The following is a 22197-nucleotide window of genomic DNA, read 5'->3' on the forward strand; positions in this document are numbered from 1 at the left end:
ATTGCCCTTTGGATTGTCGGCGTCAAGGGGCGCCTCGGAGACCCCACCCGACGAGCTCTGGGCAGGATTGTCCGCCAGGCGGGATTGGCGGAGCGATTGTGCTCGTCATCCTTTCGCTGATAAAACGGGTCTGAAAGCCTGACCGAACCAGGAACGGCCGCCACGCGCGGCCGTTCCGTTTGTTGGACCAGGGCCATGAAACTGGCAATTCCTGGGACGACGACCAACAAGGACGCGCGATGAAATTTACCGGCACCAAGGACTATGTTGCGACCGACGATCTCAAGGTCGCGGTCAATGCCTCGATCGTGCTGGAGCGCCCGCTGCTCATCAAGGGCGAGCCCGGCACCGGCAAGACGGTGCTGGCGGAGGAAGTGGCGAAGGCGCTGAACGCCCCGCTTCTGACCTGGCACATCAAGTCCACCACCAAGGCACAGCAAGGCCTCTATGAATACGACGCGGTATCGCGCCTTCGCGACAGCCAGCTTGGCGATGCCCGCGTGTCCGACATCAAGAACTACATCAAGCGCGGCAAGCTGTGGGATGCCTTCACCGCCGAGCAGCGCCCGGTGCTGCTGATCGACGAGATCGACAAGGCCGACATCGAATTCCCAAATGATCTCCTGCTTGAGCTCGACCGCATGGAATTCCACGTCTACGAGACCGGCGAGACGATCAAGGCCAAGCAGCGCCCGATCATGATGATCACCTCCAACAACGAGAAGGAGCTGCCGGACGCGTTCCTGCGCCGCTGCTTCTTCCACTACATCAAGTTCCCCGATGCCGACACCATGACCCGGATCGTCGACGTCCACTTCCCCGGCATCAAGAAGCGGCTGGTCGAGGAAGCCCTGCGCATCTTCTTCGAGGTCCGCGAAGTGCCCGGGTTGAAGAAGAAGCCCTCCACCTCAGAGCTTCTGGACTGGCTCAAACTGCTGCTCAACGAAGACATGAGCGTCGAGCAGTTGCGCGAGCGCGACCCGCGCAAGCTGATCCCACCACTGCACGGTGCGCTGCTCAAGAACGAGCAGGACGTGCATCTGTTCGAGCGATTGGCGTTCCTGAGCCGGAGGGAAGTGTAGGTTCGAGCGCACTCCGCTGCCGCCCCACCTTCCGGTGTCATTCCCCGCGAAGGCGGGGAATCCAGTACGCCGCGGCTTCTCGAATCAATCATAACCGCCTCTGGAATACTGGATCGCCAGGTCAAACCGGGCGATGACACCGAGAGTGTGGCGCACTCTCTCCACCTCGTCATTGCGAGCGCAGCGAAGCAATCCAGGCTGCCTCCGCGGAAAGATCCTGGATTGCATCGCTGCGCTCGCGATGACGGAGCAAGGGTGAGCATCGCCCTCTCCAACTCGCGCTTCAAATCGCGAGGGGCGACCAAGGTCGCGTGAGATGGGCCTCCGGCTCTGCAGCGCACAGCTGCACCGGACGATGCTTCGCATCGCCGGGGAAGCGCTGCGCTGCGTCCGGAGCACGAGACCTTGCTACGCCACCGCCGCATCCGGCACGCGCGCGGCTTCCATCGGCTTCTTGCCGCGGATCAAGTCCGAGGCGCGGTCGGCGATCATCATGGTTGAGGCATTGAGGTTCGCCGAGATCATGCGCGGCATCACGGAGGCATCGATGACGCGGAGACCTTGCAACCCGTGAACGCGGAGCTGATCGTCGACCACCGCCCAGGTGGAATCCGCCGGGCCCATGCGGCAGGTGCAGCCGGGGTGGAAGGTGGTGGTGCCGCGCTCGGTGGCGGCCGCCAAAAACTCGTCGTCGGTATTGACGTTGGGTCCGGGGAAATCCTCGTAGGCGTAATAGGGCGACAGCGGCGCGCTCTTCAAAAGCCTGCGCGCGAGCTTCATGCCGCCGACGATGACCCGGCGGTCGAGCTCGGCGTCAAGATAGTTGGTCTGGATGATCGGCGGCGCAAACGGATCTGCCGAGCGGATGCGGACATAGCCGCGGCTCTCGGGGCGCTGCTGCCAGGACGCCACCGTCATGCCGGGCTCGTCCTCGAGCTGGCCCTGCACGCCTTCCTTGTAGCTCGCCGGTGTGAAGGTGAGCTGGAGGTCGGAGCTCTCCGCACTCTCGCCGGAGTGCCAGAAGCAGTAGACCATGGTCGGCGACAGCGACAGCAGGCCTTTGCGCGCGGTCGCCCATTTCATCGCCTCGACCCAGAGACGCCAGCCGCGGCGGAGCTCGTTGATGGTCCTGATGTCCTTGACGCGCGCGACCGTGCGCGGGGCGTAGTGATCTTGCAGGCCTTCGCCGACCGGAAGCGCGTGACGCACGGCGATGCCGTGGGCCTGCAACAGATCCGGTGAGCCGATGCCGGACAACTGGAGCAGCTGCGGCGAATTATAGGTGCCGCCGGAGAGGATCACTTCCTTGTTGGCGCGGACCTCGACCGGCGTGCCGCCATGACCGACCTTCATGTAGCGCACGCCGACGGCGCGCTTGCCCTCGAAGATGATCTCGGTCGCATGCGCGTGGGTGCGGACATGCACGTTCGGCCGCTTCATCGCGGGCTTGAGGAAAGCGGTGGCGCCGGAGACGCGCAAGCCCTTGTCGATGGTGCGCTGGCAATAGGAGACGCCTTCCTGGGTCTTGCCGTTGTAGTCGGGGTTGCGCGGAATGCCGAGGCTCACCGCGCCTTCCATGAAGGCTTCGCAAAGCGGATCGCGCCAGTTCATGGTGGTGACGGTGAGATTGCCTTCGCGGCCGCGATAAATGTCCTCGCCCTCGCCGACCCGCTTCTCCAGCCGCCGGAAGTAGGGCAGCACGTCGGCATAGCCCCAGCCGCGATTGCCCATCTGCGCCCAGGTGTCGAAATCCATGCGCTGGCCGCGGTTGTAGATGTGGCCGTTGATCGAGGACGAACCGCCGAGCGTCTTGCCGCGCGGCGCGTAGATGCTGCGGCCGCCGGTCCAGGGTCCGACCTCCTGCTGGTAGGCCCAGTTGATGCTCTTCATGTGGAAGGTCTTGATGAAGCCGGCCGGCAGATGGATGTAGGGATGCCAGTCGCTCGGGCCGGCCTCGAGCACGCAAACGCTGGTCGCAGGGTTTTCGCTCAGCCGGCTGGTGAGCACGCAACCGGCGGAGCCCGCGCCGACGATCACATAATCAAATCTGTCCATGGTGCCTCGGCCGCCTCTAGCGCGGCTTGTCGTTGAGTTGATAATTCAAATGCGTTCGCACCGTAGGCCATTCGGCCGCGGTGATGCTGTAGACCACGGTGTCGCGTAGCGTGCCGTTCGGCGCGACCTGGTGGCTGCGCAGGATGCCGTCCTGCTTGGCGCCCAGGCGCTCGATGGCGCGGCGGCTCTGGTGATTGAAGAAGTGGGTGCGGAATTCCACCGCGATGCAGTCCAGGGTTTCGAAGGCGTGGGTGAGCAGCAGCAATTTGCACTGCGTGTTGAGCGGGCCGCGTTGCGCGCTCTTACCATACCAGGTCGAGCCGATCTCGACGCGGCGGTTGGCCCCATCGATGTTCATGTAGGTCGTCATGCCCACGATCTTGCCGCTGCCATCGAATACGGTGAAGGGGAGCATCGAGCCGGCGGCCTGAAGACCGAGCCGGCGGTCGATTTCCTTGCCCATGTTGTCCGGCGTCGGGATTGCGGTGTACCAGATGGTGGAGAGCTCACCATCCTTCACGGCCTCGCTCAGCCCCTCGCGGTGCTGATGCGACAGCGGCTCCAGAGCGGCATGCTGTCCGCGCAGGGTGATGGGATCAGGCCAGGGCATTTGAAACTCTCTCCTTTGTCATTGCGAGGAGCGAAGCGACGAAGCAATCCAGACTGTCACCGCGGACGCATTCCTGGATTGCTTCGCTTCGGTTGCAATGATGGTCACTAGCACCGTTTACTTGTTAAGGAAATTCAACGGCAAACCGCTGCGCGGCCAGTCCATGGCGATCAGCTCGCCCTTGCCGGAGAGGGTGATGTAGGCGGTCTTCAGCTCGGGGCCGCCGAAGGCGATGTTGGTGGTGACGCGGTCGCCGGTCGGGATCTGCTCGACCAGCGTGCCATCGGGCGCGATCACCGAGATGCAGCCGGAGACGAGGGTGGCGACGCAGACATTGCCGTTGGCTTCGACCGCCAGCGAATCGAACATCTGGTAGCCGCCGAGGCCGCAGATCGGTTTGCCCCGCTCGCCGCGATAGATCGCGTCGCGCGGCTTGAGCGTGCCGGGCGCGGAGAGCTCGTAGGCCCAGAGCCGGCCCGTCGGCGTCTCCGCGATGTAGACGGTGGTCTCGTCCGGCGAGAGGCCGATGCCGTTCGCCGGCAACACGCCGTGGACGACCTCGACGATCTCCTTCATGCCGGGCTTGAGATAGTACATGCCGCCGACGTCCATCTCGCGCGCGCGGCGCTTGCCGAGATCGGAGAACCAGAGGCCGCCCTGCTTGTCGAACACCAGATCGTTCGGCCCGCGCAGATCGTGCTCGCCGCATCTGGTCACGACGGTTTCGATCTGGCCGGATTGCAGATCGACGCGCTGGATCGAGCCGCCGAGATAGCCGTCGGGCTGCGGACCCGGCATGATCATGTTGCGGGTCGGGATCCAGGAGAAGCCGCCATTGTTGCAGATGTAGATCTTGCCGTCGGGGCCGAGGGCTGCGCCGTTCGGGCCGCCCGGAATCTTCGCGACGACCTCCTTGCGCCCGTCGGGATGGATTCGGGTCAGGCGCTGGCCGCGGATTTCCACCAGCACGACCGAGCCGTCCGGCATCACGACCGGCCCTTCGGGAAATTCGAGGTCGGTGGCGAGAACGCGGACGTTGGACATGTGGGGACCCTCCCGGCTGCTTGTTATGACTTGCGCGGGATGTCCGGCACGGGCCCCACACGCAAGATTGCCTGCGGTTATGACAAAGTCACCGGGGCTTGCCAAGCAAGCCGGATGGTATGCCAGCGTTGCGCGCTAATCTCGCACGGGTATCCAAATCTCCAGGCCGCCATTGCCGGTGGCGGGATCGAATTTCTCGTCGTAGCGCTCGAAGTTCGGCGCATCGGCAGCCTTCAGGCCGGAGGCCGGCAGCCACTGATTCCAGATCGCGTTGACGGTGCGCCTGATCGAGGCGACGTGGTCGGTGTGGGTGAACACCGCATAGCGCTGCTCGGGGATGCGGATACGGCCGAAGGGGCGCGGCAGTTCGGAGAAATCGGCGACCTCGACGCCGGCAATGTAGTCGAAATTGCCGGCATCGTCGCCGTTGCAGCAGACGCCATAGGCGACCGGTCCAACGCGCGCGGGAATGTCGGCGACCTCCTGGTGGAAGCGCTGCCACAGTCCAGGAATGGCCGCGCCGTTGTCGCAGGAGATGCGCTCGCTGATGCCTGCGACGAGGAAGGCCTTTGTGGTTTCGAAGCGCGGGTTGGCGAGTTTGTCCGAGATGGTTGAATCCATGAGGATCGGCTCCTGAAGCTTGAGATGGCCGGTGCATTGCGCGGCGCGCACCGCTTCGGGCGTGGTGCCGAACTGGTCGCGGAACGCGCGGGTGAATGCTTCGTGCGAGCCGTAATCGGCCTCCAGCGCCAGCGACAGGATGTCCGGCGCGCCATTCGCAAGACTGCGCGCCGCTTCGCTCAGCCGCCGCGCGCGCACGTACCGCATCACCGGCAGGCCGGTGGCTACGGCAAACGCGCGCACGATGTGGAACCGCGACACGCCCGATATCGCAGCGATCTCGTCGAGCGTCATCGGCTCGGCCAGATGGCTCTCGACATACCAGAGCGCGCGCTGGGCTGGGTTCATGGCGTTTCTCGTTCGAAGCGCGACCATGATGCACGGAAGTCCGCGGGTTTCGCTTGATCGGCGTTGCGGTCCCGCAGGAGGATAACGCCGGAACAGCCACTGGCAACGTCCGGGCGTTCATGGCTACACTCGGGACGTCCTTGAAACCGCTCACAAGAAAGCAGGAGGAACCGCGTCATGAAAATCACCGATGTGCGGGCGCACCATATCCGCATCCCCTATGACGCTGGTGTCGCGAGCTTCCGTCAGGGCGCCTCCGCCATCACCGCCCTCGACATGGTGATCCTCGAGGTCACCACCGACGCCGGGCTCACCGGCTGGGGCGATGCCTTCGCCTATGTCTGCCCCCGCACCACGCGCAGTGCCGTCGAGGAAATGATCGCACCACAAGCCCATGGGCTGCAGGTTCCCGATGCCGCCGGCATCCCCGCGGTGATGGACCAGATCCAGCGCAATCTGCATCTGTTCGGCCGTTACGGCATCACCATGTTCGCGATCTCCGGGCTCGACATCGCGCTGTGGGACCTCGCCGCCAAGATCGAGGGCGTGCCGCTGAACCGCCTGCTCGGCGACACCAGGCGCTCGGCCATTCCGGCCTATGCGAGCCTGTTGCGGATCGGTTCGCCCGACAACATCGCCGCCGAATGCAAGAAGGCGCTCGCACTCGGCTATGGCGCCATCAAGCTGCACGAGACCACGGCGCCGGCGGTGTTTGCCGCGCGCGCGGCGATCGGGCCCGGCATTCCGCTGATGGTGGACATGAACTGCCCGCTGTCAGGCGAGCAGGCGGTCGCGTTCGCCAGGACATGCGGGGACGCGCAGCCGATGTTCCTGGAAGAGCCGGTCTGGCCGCCGGAGGATTTTGCGGCGCTCGCCGAGGTCCGCAGCAAGGGCGGGCTCGGCGTCGCCGCCGGCGAGAACGCCTGCACGGAATATCAATTCCGCCAGATGATGGAGGCGGGCGCGGTCAGCCACGCCCAGCCGTCGGTGATCAAGGTCGGCGGCATCACGGAATTTCTGAAGGTTGCGGCGCTCGCGGATCGGCAAGGCGTCAAGATCGTTCCGCACTCCCCGTATTTCGGCCCCGGCCTGCTGGCGACCTTGCATCTCCTGGCGGGGCGCGACGACGGGTTGGTCGAGATGTTTTACCTGAAGCGCGAGGCCTGCCTCTGGGGCGGCCGCGCCGATGTCGATGCCACCGGCCATGTCGCGGTGCCGACCGGACCTGGGCTCGGCTATGAGCCCGCCCGCAGCGTCATGGAGCGATATCGCGTCGCCTGAGCGCGGCGCCTATTTCGCCGCATCCTTCGGCGGCGGCGCATCCTGTTTCTTCTTCACATCCTCCGCGGTCTTCGCCTGCGCGGCCTGGAGATCGCCGAGCATCTTCTGCAAGCCGGCCACGGTCGTCTTCAACGCATCGATCTGGCGAGCCGCGGCGTCCAGCTTCTGCTGGTGATCGAGGTTGAGCTTGGTGATCGTCTTCTGGAGGAAGTCGACGTTGCTCTGGAGGCAGCTGGTGCGGCGCTCCATGGTCTTCTCGACGGTGCAGATCTCGATACCGGGCACGTCCTGCGCGCGGACCGGCACAATCGCCAGCGTAGCGAGCAGCAACATCGCGAAACAAACGACGGCGCTTCGAAGCAGCATACAGGTTCCTTGTCAAATCAATCACGGCAATGTGCGCTTTTTGCACGCAGCCTGTCGAGGCTACCACACTCGCACCGCATTCTCGCGTTGAGCTTGCGGCTGTTCCCTCGCACGGGGAGCGATGATCTGCACGCGGAGGAAATGGGCACTCTTTCCGCGGCTTTGTTTAAGGGAGTTTTTTGATGGCAACGCGCGACAGACGACTGGCGGAATTCGACGGCGCCGGAGAACCGCCGCCCGGCCTTGCAGTCGAAGTGCTGTGCGAGGACCACAGCGGAACGTATCAGCTGCCGTTCGCCTGCCGCTATATCGAGGGACGCTGGCAGAACCACGCGGCCGGCGTCGCAGTTGAAGCAACCGTCATCGGCTGGCGCGTCCCGCGCATGAAGCATTCGGGCGTGGCCTGAGCACTGATTTCTGTCTCAAAATGCAACGGGGCCGCGTCCCGGCTTTAACCTTCGGAACGCGGCCCGAACGAATCACGTCCGAATCAGCCGTAGCGCCCCGTACGCGCCTGTTCACGGCTAGATGTCGCAACCGGCCAGCGCGCGCATACAATATCTGCACAGCGCGTGAGCGGGCTCAGCCCACCACGGGCGTCAAACGTTAACGCCTTCAATGACATGACCGCGGGGTGCGGCGGTTGGATGCTCGCTCCCAAAACAGGCAGATGGCACCCGGCCTGCCTAATATTCGACCTCGAGCTCCTCGATCTCGGCCGGCTCATCCCGTGCCGCCGCGATCCATTCCTTCATCTCCGGCATGGCCATGATGGTATCGGCATAGGCCTGCAGCTGTGGCTCGAGCTTGACGTTATAGGTCACGAAGCGCGTCACCACCGGGGCGTACATCGCGTCAGCCATGGTGCGGGTCTCGCCGAACAGGAAGGGCCCGCCCGATTTGTCCAGGCAGTCGCGCCAGATCGCCCAGACGCGATCGATGTCGGCCTGCGCGCGCGACCAGATCTTGAAGCCGGGGAAGTGCCCCTTCAGATTGACCGGCAGCGAGGCGCGCAAGGTGGTGAAGCCGGAATGGATTTCGCCGCAGATCGAGCGGCAATGCGCGCGCTGAACGCGATCCGCGGGCAGCAGCCCGGCATCCGGCATCGCCTCGTTGAGATATTCGGCGATCGCCAGCGTATCCCAGACGATCGCGCCGTCGTGCCGCAGGCACGGCACCAGGATCGACGACGACAATAGCAGGATTTCGGCACGCGCCGACGCGTCGTCCGGCGCGGTGACGATCTCATCGAAATCGAGCCCGGAAAATTTCGTCAGCAGCCAGCCACGCAGCGACCAGGACGAATAGTTCTTGCTGCTGATGGTCAGTGTCGCCTTCGCCATATGGCCTTCCCTCACGCCTAAGACTTGCACCCGCCTGGACTGCGGGAGTGCGCACCGCCTGTGCTTCCCGCCAAAAGAGCAGCAAGCGACGTGCCAATCTTGAGGACGGCCCATCTCCGGTTTGGCTCCGATATTGCATAGCAGCACGGGGACAGGTGGGCGTTTCAGTATGATGTCGATGTATTATCAGGCCTTTCAGAACCATATGGACCTGACGGCGCCGTGGCGGTCGGGGGCTTCGTCCGCACTCAAATTCCTCAATCTGGTGCCGCAGGGCTTATCGGATCAGGTCGTCGGCCGGCTGTCGGCCGCGCTGGAGTTGATCTCCCGCTCCACCCTCACCTATCACCGCCCCGCCTACGGCATCGACAGCGTCATGGTCGGCAATCGCGAGGTCGCCGTAACCGAGGAGATCGCTTACGCGACCCCGTTCGGCTCGCTGCTGCGTTTCAAGAAGGAAGGCGTGGGCGAGCAGCCGCGCATGCTCCTGGTGGCGCCGATGTCCGGCCATTTTTCGACGCTGCTGCGCGGCACCGTGAAGACGCTGCTGCAGGATCACGACGTCTACATCACCGACTGGCACAATCCACGCGACATTCCCCGCAGCGAGGGCCGTTTCGGGCTCGACGACTACACCGAGCATCTCATCGACTTCCTCGGCCAATTAGGCCCCCGCCCGCATATGGTCGCGATCTGCCAGCCCTCGGTCTCCGCGCTCGCGGCCGCCGCGATCATGTGCGAGGGCAACCATCCTTCGCGGCCGGCGACGCTGACGCTGATGGCCGGCCCGATCGACACGCGCATCCAGCCGACGAGGGTCAACGAATTCGCCAAGAGCAGGCCAATCGACTGGTTCGAGCAGAACCTGATCAACTACGTGCCGATGCAGTGCCGCGGTGCCCTGCGGAAAGTCTATCCCGGCTTCGTGCAGCTCACCGCCTTCGTCTCGATGAATCTCGAGCGCCATATCAAGCAGCACATCGATCTCGCCGATCACATCGCCAAGGGCGAGAAGGAGAAGGCGGCCAGCATCAAGACCTTCTACGACGAATATTTCGCCGTGATGGACCTGCCCGCGGAATTCTACATCGAGACCGTGCGAGACGTGTTCCAGGAGCATCTTCTGCCCCAGGGCAAGCTGATGCATCGGGGACGTCCGGTGAACACCAAGGCCGTCAGCCGCATGGGGCTGATGACGGTCGAGGGCGAGAAGGACGACATCTGCTCGATCGGCCAGACGCTGGCCGCGCAAGACCTCTGCACCGGCGTACGCGCCTACCGCCGCGTCCACCACATGCAGGCCGGCGTCGGCCATTACGGCGTGTTCTCGGGCAAACGCTGGAACAACGAGATCTACCCGCTCTTGCGGGATTTCGTGCACGTGAATTCGTAACCCATCAGCCCCTGGCCCGTACGTCACGTGCGAACCTCAACGCGCAATTGCAGTGAGGCGACCGGAGATGGGTCAGGATCGAGACGTCTCTCCTGACCAAACGGCTAGCTAAACAAACCGCACGTGCCTAATGCACTTGCTTGAGCAGCTCTCTGGCTTCAACGACTTCGGGAAGATTGCGCTCCGCATCGAATTCAGCGAGCAAGGGAGCGAGCACCTCGGATACCGCGCCCGCTCCGCCATTTGTCTTATGCAGGCGTGCAAGTCCAATGGCGCTGCGCAGCTCGAAAGTCTTCACCCGTTGGTGCCGTGCGATTTCAAGCGCTCGGCTTAGCGCAGTTTCGGCCCTGGCTAGGTCCGAAGGATCATGACGCAACAAAAGCTCCCCGTAGACGCGATGCAGCTCGGCATCAAGCCAATGCTGACCGGATTGCCCCGCCCATGCGATCAATCCGCTCAAGATTTCCAGCCCGTTTTCGAGTTGGCCCGACTCTGCATCCGCCATGGCGACATGCATCCCCCAAAACGGCTCACAGAGGTAGCAGTCATTCTCGTGCAGCAAGGTCCAGCCGCGACGCATTTCCGTGAGCCCGGCCATTCCGTCGCCAGCGCGCCACTTGGCCAGGCCATTCAGGTAGGTGCCGGCGGCCACATACAGCGGCATCGTGTGGTCGCGAGCGAGACCAAGCGCCAGGATCGTCTCTGTTTGCTGCAACATGCCCCCGCATAGTCCGTCGAACACAGCTCGATGAACAAGCGCATTGGCCTGAGAAAGCGCCCGTTTTTCTCCGGAAGCCCTTATCGCTTCCGCGGCGAGGCGGCGTGCGCGGGCGATCCTGCCAAGGGGCCAAAGCACCAGGGCAAGAAACCTCATGATCACGAATGGGAGATCCAGCGCCGAGCCCCTGAACGTCGCGGGATCCGGCTCGTCACCATAGATCTCTAGTGCCTTCTCAAGATGTACTCTCGCGTTCAAGTAGTCGCCCCCGAACCAGCAGGTAACCCCGCCCGTCCAATGTGCAACGACGGCGGCCACCGGTGAGGCCGGTCGCCGGTCAGCGGCGTTCACGATGGCATCCACCAGCGCCTGCATCGGCGCGAGTTCGCCGTGTGTCAGGCAGGCATTGAAGAGACCCGAATGGACCGGCGCAAGTTCAACCGGATCATTGATGTCGGCTGCGAACTGTCGGGCGCGCGTCCATGCGGCTACCGTTTCGGGAGCGCTGTGCCCGAGGCTGCCCCGTAATGCACGGCCATATGCGATTTGAAGATGTAGCCTACCCATCATCCGGTCGTGCTCATCGGGCAGCTCATCGGCGATGGCAATCGCCTTGCCGAGATGTGCAATCGCCTCGGAATAAGCGGAGCGTTTCAGCGCCTGCAGGCCCGCCTTGCGCCACCATTCGAGGGCGACCTCGTTCAGCCCCGCCTCAGTGAAGTGGTGTGCCAGAACTTCCGGCTCAGTCTCGGCGACGACTGGAAACTTCTCGCGCAGGACATCGCCGATGCGCTTGTGAAGCACCTGCCGTTTGCTCTTGAGCAGGCTCTCGTAGGCCGCTTCCTGAACGAGGGCGTGCTTGAAACTATAGTTTGCTTCGGGCGGAGCCCCGCGACGCACCAGCAGTTCGGCCTCTTCGAGTTGCGCTAGCGCAGCGCTCAGCGTCAGATCATCGCGTCCCGCCACATATCTCAGCAGCGCGTATGAAAAGTCGCGACCAATGGCGGCGCCTATCTGCGCTAACTCCTTGACGGGGGCCAGCCGGTCAAGCCGCGCCATCAGCGAATCCTGCAGCGTCGCGGGAATAGCGAGCGGCGGGAGCGGATTATCGAGACGATAGCGCCCGGCATCTTCGACGAGTAGCCCGGACTCCAGCACCATCTTGGTCAATTCCTCGACGAATAGTGGGATGCCATCCGTCCTATCGATGATCTGCTTCATCATCTCGCGTGACAGCTGGCGACCAACGGCCACCTGTTCGACCAGCGCGCGCGAGTCCCGCCGATCGAGTCGGTCGAGCCGCAACAGACTGACGTTGGCAAGGCCCGACCAGGAGGGCTCGAACTCTGGCCGGGATGTCATGAGCACGAGTATCGGCAGTCCTCTGATACGATCGACCGCGAGATCGAACAGTTCAAGTGTCGTGGCATCGGCCCAATGCATATCCTCGCAGATAATCAGCAGGGGTTGCTCTCGCGCCAACCCCTCAAGCTGATCCAGAAGGGCGGCAAATGTCTGTCGCCGCTGCTGCGCCGGGCTCAAAGCCAGCGGCGGACAATGGTCGCCGGTGGGAATCGAAAGGAGAGCCGCAATGAGCGGTGTCGCTTGGGCGACCTGCTGTGTTCCAAGCGACAGCATTGCCTCGAGCTTGTCGAGCTTTTGCCCAGGCGTGTCGTGCGACCGGATGCCGGCGGCGCGCTCGAGCTGCGCGAGAAAGGGATGGAGCACACTGTTGGTATGGTAGGGCGAACACTGATATCGCACCCGGCGGTGCGCCCCCAACGAGGGGCTTTCGGACAGGGTTGCGACAATGCGCGACTTGCCGATGCCCGCTTCGCCAGAAATCAATACCATCTGGCCCTGCCCCTGCCATGCCAGCCGCTGGCGCGAGAGAGTGAACTCGATCTCGTCCCTGCGGCCGACAAAACCGATCGAGCGTACCGCGCGGACCGCCTCGAAGCGACTCTCGGATGCGATCGCCCCCTCCACCGCCCAGACTGCGATTGGTTCGGCTATCCCCTTGACCTCACGGCGGCCGAGATTGCGAAACGTGAAGAGATCACCAAGCAGCCGGCGCGTCGACGAAGCAACGACGACCGCGCCCGGTTCCGCCAGGCTCTGGAGCCGAGCGGCGAGGTTTGGTGTGTCGCCGACGGTTGCCTGCTCCTCTGATGCATCTCCACTGATGAGGTCACCGACCACCACAAGCCCTGTCGCAATTGCGATGCGCAGTTCAACCCGTTCGTCGGCGCCCGTTTTGAGCTGCCCAATTGCGGAGATAGTGTCGAGGGCAGCTCGTACTGCGCGCTCCGCATCATCCTCATGCGCGCGAGGATAGCCGAAATAGACGAGTATTCCGTCGCCAACGAACCTGGCTATCCTGCCGTCATAAGCGGCAATGACGCTCGCGCAGGCGGCGCGGTAGGCCCGGATCACTTCCCACATATCCTCGGGATCGAGACGCGCCGAGAGCGCGGTCGAGCCGACCAGATCGCAAAACATAACGGTGAGGTGGCGCCGCTCGGCGTCCTGAGGAGGGGTCGGCGATGCGATCAACGCGGCTGGATCGAGGTCGGCAATAGCACGCAGCATTTTGCGGCGATGGCCTAGCAGGACTCCGAGCTTTTCAAAGTCCTCGTCCATCAGTTCGGGGAGGACGCCCACGTCGATTCCATTCTGGGCAAAACGCTCTGCGTATTGCCCAAGCCCCAGTTTCTCGAGCCACTCCGCAATCTGCATTGGCTCCACCGATCGTGTGGTTGGCGGTTAGCAGGATTTTGGACCACGGCGCGGGGACGATATCCCAACACCGCCATGATGGCACGTCTTGTTTGTTGTGCGATAATTTAGGTTACTCAGTACCGACACGGCTTCCAAGCCGGGTCGCCGCCCGATGCGAACGACTGCGCTACCAAAAATCGTCTTCCCGCAGCGTTGGACGACAGAGGTTGCGATGAGTGGTCACTACTCACTCCGGACCTGAAATCGAATCCAACACTGCGGCTTGTGCACTCGTCATGACGCCAAGCAGACGTTCTTGCGTGAGCACAATTCCTTCATTGCTTGTCCATGCGCGCTTCGTAGTTGCGAGCCATCATGCCCGCCGCAACTTGGAGCGAGGAACCAACCACCCAACAGCCGGCAACAAAGGTTATCAGGCCATTGGCTGGGTTTTGATCAAGGACAAGGATGCTGACGGACAGAGTTGCGGCAATCGCGGCGCCGAACGTTCCAGCCGCACTCATGATCTCAGCCGGCTCGGAACCATTCCACTCTTCCGAGTTGCTCGAGATCGACTTCCGCGCGACACTGCGAGACAAATCAATTCCGACATAATAGCTGAGAGCTCCATAGAGCATCGTTATCAGCACGATCCAGCCGCTTTCAAACAGTCCGCCTTTCTCACGCAACAGGGTCGCACCCACATAGAGGCCACAGGAGGCCCCAACGGCTGCGAGCCCAATTCTTTCAAGAAGATGGGCCGACCTGATCAGACCGGAACGAGCGATCCGAAGATTGCCGGAGCCCCTCGTTAGGGAAAATGCGCTGGAAACTGCATCACTAATTTTCATTGGGGGTCTCCTTCTTAGGTAAGTAGCGGCCTACCGGCCGACCCCGAATAGAGGCAGCCTCGTGGACGCGTTTTGCGATTGCCTTGATTCCAATTTCTGAAAAATCTGTGCTGAGTGATGGGGCTGGCTTGCTCGTGAGCAAGACGAGAGCCAATCCAAAGCTGCGAGCACGCGGCTACGCAGGCATTGCATCTCACCCGTGTCGGTCAGTTAGGTCCGGGTGCGGCAATTTCTTGCGGGAGTGATAGCTCGAAAGAGAGTGATGAAATATGAGACGGTTCACATAACGCGGTTCCCCGGCGCTCTATCCGATCACAATTTCCGGAGGACAAGTCTGCATCGTCGCGAGACCCGGGAGCACGGGAGCTGAGCCAGTAAACAAGTTGTCCCGGCCGACATCAGATCTATCCCCTCATACCGTGTTTCGTGCACGTGAATTCCTGAAGCGCAAGCAAGCAATCAGCAGGATCGGACAAGGCAGCGCGGCTTTAGGAAAGACGCCGGCGCTCCGCCAGCCCTAACACACGGACATGCCGCTTTTGCCGGAGGCCAAGCCATGTCCGAACTTCCCACCCCCGCTGCAACACCCGCCGCGGTCGTCGATGCATTGAAGGCGGTCGCAGGCAATCCGCCGAAGGTGCGCGCGAGCTTCGCCAAGGGTCGTTGTGTGCGCGGGACCTATGCCCCGTCCGACCGCGCGGCAGAGATTACGCGATCGCTGAGCTTCACAAAACCGTCGCGCGTGCTGGCGCGCTTCTCCGTCGGCGGCGGCAATCCCGGGGTGACCGACACCAACAACCTCGTGCTGCGCGGCTTCAGCTTCAGGCTGGGCGACGACGCCCATCGCTCGGACATCCTGACGGAAACCGCTCCGGTGCATTTTGCACGGACGCTCGACCAGATGCTCGCCTTCCTCGAGGCGCGCATTCCGGGTGCGGACGGCAAGCCCGACATCGAGAAGGTCCGGGCCTTTTCGGCGGCCAATCCTGAAACACTGAACCAGGCGAATTACGTCGCGGCACGCCGGCTGCCCGGCAGCTTTGCCGGCACGACCTATTGGGGCGTGCACTCCTTTCCCGCGACGAACGCGAAGGATGAGACCCGCTTCATCAAGTTCAAGGTCTCGCCGGTCGGCGGCGACGTCACCTTGAGCGAGGACGAAGCGAGGGCGAAGTCGGCCGATTTCCTGCATGACGATCTCGCGCGGAGGATCGTAGCCGGCGACGTCCGATTCAACGTGATGGCCTTGCTCGACCGTCCCGGCGATCCCACTATGGACGTGACCCTGCGATGGCCGGACGAGGACAACCGTGAGCAGGTGCGGCTGGGGACGATCGTCATCACCAGCCTCGAAGCCAACGCGGCCTGCGACGGCTCCATCTTCAATCCAGCCAATCTTGCCGACGGCATCGGCCATCCGCCGGACGAGATTTTTGCGGCGCGCCGCACGGCCTACACGATCTCGCTGGCGAAGCGTCGGTAACTTCAAGTCTTGTCCCGTCCACCATCCGTTTCTCGGCGCCATGCGCCCGGACTGACGCCGACGATGGACGAGAACACCCGCGTGAAATGGCTCTGATTGGCAAATCCGGCCGAGATGGCAATCTCGGATAACGGCAGGTCGCGGACTGTCATCAGTTGCTTGGCCGCCTTGACGCGCTGTTGGAGCAGCCATTGATGCGGCGGCAGGCCGGTGGAGATCCGGAATGCGCGTGAGAAGTGGCTGACTGACAGGCCAAGCTCGGTCGCGATCAGCTGCAGCGCGATCTTGCCCGAGAGATCGGAATCGAGCCGGTCACACGCACGCTTCACCTGCCATGGCGCGAGACCGCCGCGGCTCGGTTCCGCGGCCGGCTTCAGCCCACCATAGGTCTGGGCGACATGGGCGGTGAGCGCGAGCATCATGTGATCGACGAAAAGCTGGTTGGTCTCGTCGGGCCGACACAGTCCTTGCCGCAACGAGGCACCGACATGTCGAACGACCTCGTCGTCATGACCGACACCGGGCTCGTAGCTGAGCTCGCCTACGCGCGGCCCGCCCGGTTGCCTGGCAACGCTGTTGAGCGCCGAGCGCGGCAAATAGAAGAAGAGCGAGTGAAACGGCTTGTCGATCACATAGCGCGGGTCACGCTTGAGGTCGTACAGATAAGTCGCACCTGCGCGAACATCCGCCTTGGTGACACAGCGGCCCTCCTCCCAGCATTCGCAATCCGGATAGTCGCGGAGTTTCAGGCTGAGGAGATAGGCATCTTCCGCAGCCAGCGATCCGGAAATATCCGGTGTCGGATCGTCGTTGCGGACTTCGGTGACCGCGAGCTCGGCGCTGTGCAGCGAACGCGTGATCAGGACCGGTGCTTGCTTGGAGCGAAGGCCCTGCCCGAGCCTCTGCCCGTAGACGCCTGCTTGTGTCATTCTAGTAAATCCATCCGTAAAGGCACGTCTTCGCCGGCCTTCCCGAGATCCGCGCATTATCGGAGATCGCCGGCCGACGGTCCAGCTGCAGCGCATAACACGAAGCTGGCGCGGCCAGCCGTCGCACCGGGCCGTGCCGCGATGATTTCATTGTGATTTCAGCGTGATGTCACCGGCCTGGCGTCGCGAAGGACACCACCGTTGACCTGCCCGGCAGATCGCGGGGCGACTTCATCGTGCATTTTGGAAATAATTTGCGGCCTGCGCACGTCAGTTGGACCATTCCTCGCCCCAGAGCTGGACGACATGGCCCGGCGACACCTCACGAAATTGACGCACGGGCGGCTGGTAATCGGGCGCGCGCACCGGGCTTCTGATCTCGTCATTCGTGGCCTCGCGCCTGGTGCCGCGGCGCGCTGGATCGGGCACTGGCACGGCCGCCATCAGCTTCTTCGTATAGGGATGCTGCGGATTTCCGAACAGGGTCGCGCGTGGACCGGTTTCGACGATCTCGCCGAGATACATCACCGCGACGCGATGGCTCATGCGCTCGACCACCGCGATATCGTGGGAAATGAAGAGATAGGCAAGTCCCATGCTGGCCTGAAGGTCCAGCATCAGATTGACGACCTGCGCCTTGACCGAAACGTCGAGCGCCGAGACCGCTTCGTCCGCGACGATCAGCTTCGGTCCGAGCGCGAGCGCGCGGGCAATGCAGATGCGCTGGCGCTGGCCACCGGAGAATTCGTGCGGAAAGCGCGCGGCCATGTCGGCGGTGAGACCAACGCGGACAAGCAGGTCGGCGACCTTCTCCCGTGCCTGCGACGCCGTGACGAGCCCGTTGGCGAGCAATGGGGCCGCAATCGCCGTTCCCACCGACATGCGCGGGTTGAGGCTCGCGAACGGATCCTGGAACACGATCTGCATCTGCTTGCGAAAGTCACGCAAGGTGCGGGCATTCATCGCCAGCACATCCTGCCCGTCCACCAGAACGGTGCCGCTGTCCGGCTCCGTCAGCTTGAGAATGGAGCGGCCCGTCGTCGACTTGCCGCAGCCGGATTCGCCGACCAGCGCCAGCGTCTCCCCGGCGCGCAAGGTGAAGGAGATGTTCTCGACCGCATGGACGCGGCCCGAGACCTTGCCGAACAGGCCCGAGCGGATTGGAAAGCGCGTCGTGAGGTTGGAGACCTCGAGCAGCGGTCGCTCGGCAATCGAGACCGTATCGGGCGTCTCCGCCGGCTCGTCAGAGGTCCCCGTCACCTTGTCGACGGTCGGAAAACGCATCGGCCGCGTCCGCCCGTCCATCGAGCCGAGGCGTGGCACGGCCGCGAGCAGCGAGCGGGTATAAGGATGCGAGGGTGAAGCAAAGATGCGCGCGGTCGCATCGGTTTCCACTGCCTGGCCGCCATACATCACCACGGTGCGGTCCGCGATCTCGGCCACCACCCCCATGTCGTGGGTGATGAAGAGGATCGACATCTCCTCTTCCTGCTGAAGCTCCTTCAGAAGCTCCAGGATCTGGGCCTGGATCGTGACGTCGAGCGCGGTGGTCGGCTCGTCTGCGATCAGCAGCCTCGGCTTGCAGGCCAGCGCCATCGCGATCATTACGCGCTGGCGCATGCCGCCGGAGAAGCGATGCGGATGCTCGTGGAAGCGCGATTTCGCCGCAGGTATCCGCACGCGGTCGAGCAGGCATATGGTCTCGACCTCCGCCGCCGCGCGCGACAGGCCGCGGTGCTGGATCAGTGCTTCCGCAATCTGGAAGCCGATGGTCAGCACCGGATTGAGGCTCGTCATTGGCTCCTGGAAGATCATGGCGATTTCGTTGCCACGAACATCCTTCATGCTCGCTTCGGGCAGCGTCAGCAGGTCGCGACCGGCAAGCCGGACGCTGCCTTCGACGCGGCCGTTCTCCTTCGGAATGAGCCGCATGATCGAGAGCGCAGTGACGCTCTTGCCCGAACCGGACTCGCCGACGATCGCCACGGTTTCCCGCGAGGCAATATCGAACGACACGTCGCAGACGACGGGAATCCATCGCCGCTCACGCAGGAAGGACGTCGTCAGGCCGGAAACCGACAGCACCGGCGACTGCGCGTTGGCAGCGATTTGATCAGCTCCGCTTGCGCCCATGCTCATGCTGGTGTCCTAATAGCCGCGACTACGATCGACACGCCCCGGCAATTCTTCACCGCGGCGGTGGCGCGCAATCACATCCAGCACGAAATCGACCGCCGTATCCGGCGTCGTCATGCTGGCATTGTGCGGCGTGACCAGGATGCGCGGATGGCTCCAGAAAGGGTGACCCGCAGACAGCGGCTCCGGCTCGGCGACATCGAGGACAGCACCCGACAACGCGCCGCTGTCGAGCGCCGCGAGAAAGTCGGCTTCGACCAGATGCGGGCCACGCCCGACGTTGACGAGCGACGCGCCGCGCGGCAGGCGCGCGAACAAGTCCGCATTGAGGATGCCGCGGGTCTCATCCGTCAGAGGCAACAGGCAGACGAGAATGTCGGTCTGCGCAAGGAAATCCGGCAACGTCCCCATGCCCGTATAACAGGTGACGCCGTCGATCTCGCGCATCGATCGGTTCCAGCCGAGTAGTGGAAAGTCGAAAGCCGTGAGGCGTTCGAGCACGGCCTGGCCGAGTTGGCCGAGACCCATCACGCCGACGCGCCGCCGCTTCGCCGGCGTGATCCGGATCTCGCGCCAGACCTGCGCCTTCTGCTGGGCGATGAAGTGCAGGAGATCGCGATGCAGGGCGAGCACCGCCATGGTGACGTATTCGACCATGGTCTCGGCGATGCCAGGCTCCAGCATGCGAACGAGCGGAATGTGCGCTGGAAGTTTTTTCGCGTCGAACTGATCGACACCCGCACCGACCGAGAAGACCAGCTCGAGATTTGGGAAAGTCGTCGCGATGTCGTCGGGCGGCACCCACGCCACGAGATAGCGGATGTCGGCGGGATCGCCGATGTCGGGCCAGAGCCGGAATGGCACATCGGGCGCGCGCTCGGCGAAGAAGCCCGCCCATTCAGCGCCCCGAACCATGTTGGCCTTGTAGAGAACCGTCATGCCGCCAAAACTCTCAGAACGGGCTGACCGGCGCGAGCCGGCGGCCGTCGATCAGGCGCTTGTGGCTGTAGGCCGCGGGATCGACCAGCGGCGTCGCGCCCGTCACGATGTCCGCCGCGAGCTTGCCGGCCGCAGGACCGATGCCAAAGCCGTGGCCGGAGAAGCCGGTGGCAAGGAAGAAGCCAGGCATGGCATCGACCGGCGAGATGACCGGAATGGTATCCGGCGTGCAGTCGATCGTCCCGCCCCAGGCTTCCGCGATCTCGATGTCCTTCAATTCAGGGTTCGACTTGATCAGCGAAGCCAGCGCGGCATTGACCAGCGACATGTCAGGCGCGGGATCGCGCACCCGCTCGGTCTCGAATGGCGACGGCTTGTCCAAGCTCCAGTTCGTGCCGCGCATGAGCTGGTCGAAGAAGGATTTGCCGAACGACAGTTTCAACCCGTTCTTGCGATGCAGATAGGTCGGCCAGAAAGTTCGCGCGTACCGGAACAGATCAGGCGACAGTTCGACCGTGCCGCGGTTGCGTAGCGCCAGGGTAAAGCCGCCGTCGAGGCGGCGGCGGATGCAATAGAAATCGGTGCCGAGCGCACCGGAGTTGATCTCCGGCCCCGGCGTGGTCCGGCACGCGGTCGCATTGACGAGGCCGATCGGCAGCTCGATGCCGTGGCGACGGCAGAATAGCGACGACCAGGCGCCGCCGGACAGCAGCACCGATTGCGTGCGAACGGTGCCCTTCTCGGTGACGACGGCGCTCACCCGTCCACCTTGCGTCTCCAACCCACGCGCGGCGCAGCCCTGATGAATCGTGACGCCGTGCTTTCGCGCGGCGGTCGCAAGCGCCGGCACGGCCATTGAGGGCTCGGCGCGCCCGTCGCTCGGCGTGTGCAATCCGCCAACCCATGTCTCGGCATTGCCGGGCAGGCGCTCGGCGACCTCCGCCGGCGTCAGCACGGTCGAGTGAACCTGCATCTCGCGCGCCGTTGCGGCCCATCGCTCCCAGCTGGCGAGCTCGTCCTTGCTCTTGGTCAGGAACAGCACGCCGGTACGGCGGAAGCCGGCATCGACGCCGGCATCGTTTTGCATGTCTTCCCACAGCCGCAGCGCCTCGCGGGCCAGCGGGATCTCCTCACGCGCGCGGCCCTGCTGGCGGCACCAGCCCCAATTGCGGCTCGACTGCTCGCCGCCGACATGGCCCTTCTCGACCAAGGCGACGGAGAGGCCCTTCTTTGCGAGATGATAGGCCGCGGAGACGCCAATGACGCCGCCGCCGATGACGACGACATCCACCTGCGCTGGCAGGCGCTCGTCACTGTTTATGCGGGTGAGCGGCGGGGACATGGGAAACTCCAGATATTCAGTTCGATCCAGACAGCTCGGCTCGTCGCTAGTTTGCAGATCATGGGATGTTCATCCGCGGATCGAGCGCGTCGCGCAGGCCGTCGCCGAGGAAGTTGAAGCTCGTCACCGCAAGCGTGATGGCGAGGCCCGGTGCAATCGCGAGCCAGGGCGCGCTGGTGAGATAGATCTGCGCGTTATTGAGCATGTTGCCGAGGCTCGCGGCCGGCGGTTGGATGCCGTAACCGAGATAGCTGAGATAGGATTCGAGCAGAATGGCCTTGGCCACGTTCAGCGTCGCCGCCACCACGATCGGCGCGATCGCATTGGGTACGAGCTCGCGGAACATGATCCGCAGATTCGACGAGCCGAACGCGAGTGCAGCAACCGCAAACTCGCGCTCCCGCAGCGAGCGCACCTGGGCCTCGACGACGCGGGCCACCCACATCCAGGCGGTTGCCGCGATCAGCACGGTGGTGGTGATGAAGCCGGGCTCGATGAGCGCCGCGAGCGCAAGCAGCAGGAAGATGGTCGGAAAGCAGAGCATGGCATCGACGAGCCGCATCAGCACCGCGCCGACCACGCCGCCATAGAAGCCGGCGAAGGCCCCGACGACGATGCCCACCGCCATCGCCATCACCATCGCGACGAAGCCGATCGACAGCGAGACGCGCGCGCCCATCATCAGCCGCGCCAGCACGTCGCGGCCGAGTTCGTCGGTGCCGAGGATGTGCGCGCCCGACAGCGGCGGTGCGAACCGCTTCATGATATCGATGTAGGTGTCGTCGAACGGCAGGAGGTACGGGCCGAATGCCGAACCGAGAACAAGGACGAGAATGATCACCGCGCCTGCAAGTGCAAGCCGGTGCCGACGAAATCGCCGCCACGCGGCCTGGCCGGGTGCGGGTTGAGCGCTGGACAAGTCTACGGTCGTCATC

General features: G+C 63.7%; 18 protein-coding genes. 5 read left to right on the top strand and 13 right to left on the bottom strand.

Translation table 11 applies throughout. The features are described from left to right. Positions 1–239: 239 nt before the first annotated feature. The gene (locus tag ACFQX9_RS13445) at positions 240–1082 is read left to right on the top strand and encodes a MoxR family ATPase (RefSeq protein WP_007600695.1); all 843 of its coding nucleotides are present in this window, start codon (positions 240–242) and stop codon (positions 1080–1082) included. A gap of 408 nt (positions 1083–1490) precedes the next feature. On the opposite strand, the gene ACFQX9_RS13450 is transcribed toward ACFQX9_RS13445, so the two are convergent. From ACFQX9_RS13450 to ACFQX9_RS13465, 4 genes are all read right to left on the bottom strand, one after another. Then, positions 1491–3137 (bottom strand): GMC family oxidoreductase, encoded by a 1647-nt coding sequence (locus ACFQX9_RS13450; protein ID WP_377788882.1) that lies wholly within the window; start codon positions 3135–3137, stop codon positions 1491–1493. A 16-nt stretch (positions 3138–3153) separates the two neighbouring features. Then, entirely contained in the window at positions 3154–3747 is a 594-nt protein-coding gene (locus tag ACFQX9_RS13455) for a GNAT family N-acetyltransferase (protein ID WP_377788884.1), read from the bottom strand. A gap of 117 nt (positions 3748–3864) precedes the next feature. Next, on the bottom strand, positions 3865–4791 hold the full coding sequence (locus tag ACFQX9_RS13460) for an SMP-30/gluconolactonase/LRE family protein (RefSeq protein WP_018454117.1): 927 nt from the start codon (positions 4789–4791) through the stop codon (positions 3865–3867). 135 nt (positions 4792–4926) lie between these two features. Beyond that, positions 4927–5760 (bottom strand): AraC family transcriptional regulator, encoded by an 834-nt coding sequence (locus ACFQX9_RS13465; protein WP_162496389.1) that lies wholly within the window; start codon positions 5758–5760, stop codon positions 4927–4929. Between the two features lie 177 nt (positions 5761–5937). Between ACFQX9_RS13465 and ACFQX9_RS13470 the strand changes: the two genes are divergently transcribed. Continuing rightward, a complete protein-coding gene (locus ACFQX9_RS13470) occupies positions 5938–7041 on the top strand; it encodes a mandelate racemase/muconate lactonizing enzyme family protein (protein ID WP_377788887.1) in 1104 nt (367 codons plus the stop codon). A 9-nt stretch (positions 7042–7050) separates the two neighbouring features. On the opposite strand, the gene ACFQX9_RS13475 is transcribed toward ACFQX9_RS13470, so the two are convergent. Continuing rightward, positions 7051–7407 carry a hypothetical protein gene (locus tag ACFQX9_RS13475; RefSeq protein WP_018454114.1) on the bottom strand — a complete coding sequence of 119 codons (357 nt, stop codon included), beginning with the start codon at positions 7405–7407 and terminating at the stop codon, positions 7051–7053. A gap of 182 nt (positions 7408–7589) precedes the next feature. On the opposite strand from ACFQX9_RS13475, the gene ACFQX9_RS13480 reads away from it, so the two are divergent. After that, positions 7590–7814, top strand: coding sequence for a hypothetical protein (locus tag ACFQX9_RS13480; RefSeq protein ID WP_018454113.1), 225 nt, complete (start codon positions 7590–7592; stop codon positions 7812–7814). A 279-nt stretch (positions 7815–8093) separates the two neighbouring features. Here ACFQX9_RS13480 and ACFQX9_RS13485 read toward each other — a convergent pair whose 3' ends face one another. After that, positions 8094–8750, bottom strand: coding sequence for a glutathione S-transferase family protein (locus ACFQX9_RS13485; protein ID WP_085361466.1), 657 nt, complete (start codon positions 8748–8750; stop codon positions 8094–8096). A gap of 169 nt (positions 8751–8919) precedes the next feature. Between ACFQX9_RS13485 and ACFQX9_RS13490 the strand changes: the two genes are divergently transcribed. After that, positions 8920–10143, top strand: a complete 1224-nt coding sequence (locus tag ACFQX9_RS13490; protein WP_018454111.1) for a polyhydroxyalkanoate depolymerase — start codon at positions 8920–8922, stop codon at positions 10141–10143. 127 nt (positions 10144–10270) lie between these two features. On the opposite strand, the gene ACFQX9_RS13495 is transcribed toward ACFQX9_RS13490, so the two are convergent. Together ACFQX9_RS13495 and ACFQX9_RS13500 are read right to left on the bottom strand one after the other, a co-directional pair. After that, positions 10271–13600, bottom strand: coding sequence for an adenylate/guanylate cyclase domain-containing protein (locus tag ACFQX9_RS13495; RefSeq protein ID WP_377788890.1), 3330 nt, complete (start codon positions 13598–13600; stop codon positions 10271–10273). Between the two features lie 317 nt (positions 13601–13917). Next, a complete protein-coding gene (locus ACFQX9_RS13500; protein WP_204512115.1) occupies positions 13918–14433 on the bottom strand; it encodes a hypothetical protein in 516 nt (171 codons plus the stop codon). A 556-nt stretch (positions 14434–14989) separates the two neighbouring features. Here ACFQX9_RS13500 and ACFQX9_RS13505 point away from each other — a divergent pair. Next, positions 14990–15916, top strand: a complete 927-nt coding sequence (locus ACFQX9_RS13505; protein ID WP_085361470.1) for a catalase family peroxidase — start codon at positions 14990–14992, stop codon at positions 15914–15916. A 2-nt stretch (positions 15917–15918) separates the two neighbouring features. On the opposite strand, the gene ACFQX9_RS13510 is transcribed toward ACFQX9_RS13505, so the two are convergent. The 5 genes from ACFQX9_RS13510 to ACFQX9_RS13530 all read right to left on the bottom strand — a co-directional run bounded on the left by ACFQX9_RS13510 (position 15919) and on the right by ACFQX9_RS13530 (position 22196). Then, the gene (locus ACFQX9_RS13510; protein ID WP_085385352.1) at positions 15919–16845 is read right to left on the bottom strand and encodes an AraC family transcriptional regulator; all 927 of its coding nucleotides are present in this window, start codon (positions 16843–16845) and stop codon (positions 15919–15921) included. Between the two features lie 270 nt (positions 16846–17115). Continuing rightward, entirely contained in the window at positions 17116–18984 is a 1869-nt protein-coding gene (locus ACFQX9_RS13515) for a dipeptide ABC transporter ATP-binding protein (RefSeq protein ID WP_377788893.1), read from the bottom strand. A 9-nt stretch (positions 18985–18993) separates the two neighbouring features. Then, complete coding sequence (locus ACFQX9_RS13520) at positions 18994–19920, bottom strand: glyoxylate/hydroxypyruvate reductase A (RefSeq protein WP_204512117.1); 927 nt, start codon at positions 19918–19920, stop codon at positions 18994–18996. Between the two features lie 13 nt (positions 19921–19933). Then, entirely contained in the window at positions 19934–21262 is a 1329-nt protein-coding gene (locus ACFQX9_RS13525) for an NAD(P)/FAD-dependent oxidoreductase (RefSeq protein ID WP_377788895.1), read from the bottom strand. Between the two features lie 58 nt (positions 21263–21320). Further along, positions 21321–22196 carry an ABC transporter permease gene (locus ACFQX9_RS13530; RefSeq protein ID WP_085361475.1) on the bottom strand — a complete coding sequence of 292 codons (876 nt, stop codon included), beginning with the start codon at positions 22194–22196 and terminating at the stop codon, positions 21321–21323. Between the last annotated feature and the right edge of the window lies 1 nt (position 22197).

The sequence above is a fragment of the Bradyrhizobium sp. GCM10028915 genome (assembly GCF_042666195.1).
Classification (GTDB): Bacteria; Pseudomonadota; Alphaproteobacteria; order Rhizobiales; family Xanthobacteraceae; genus Bradyrhizobium; species Bradyrhizobium canariense_D.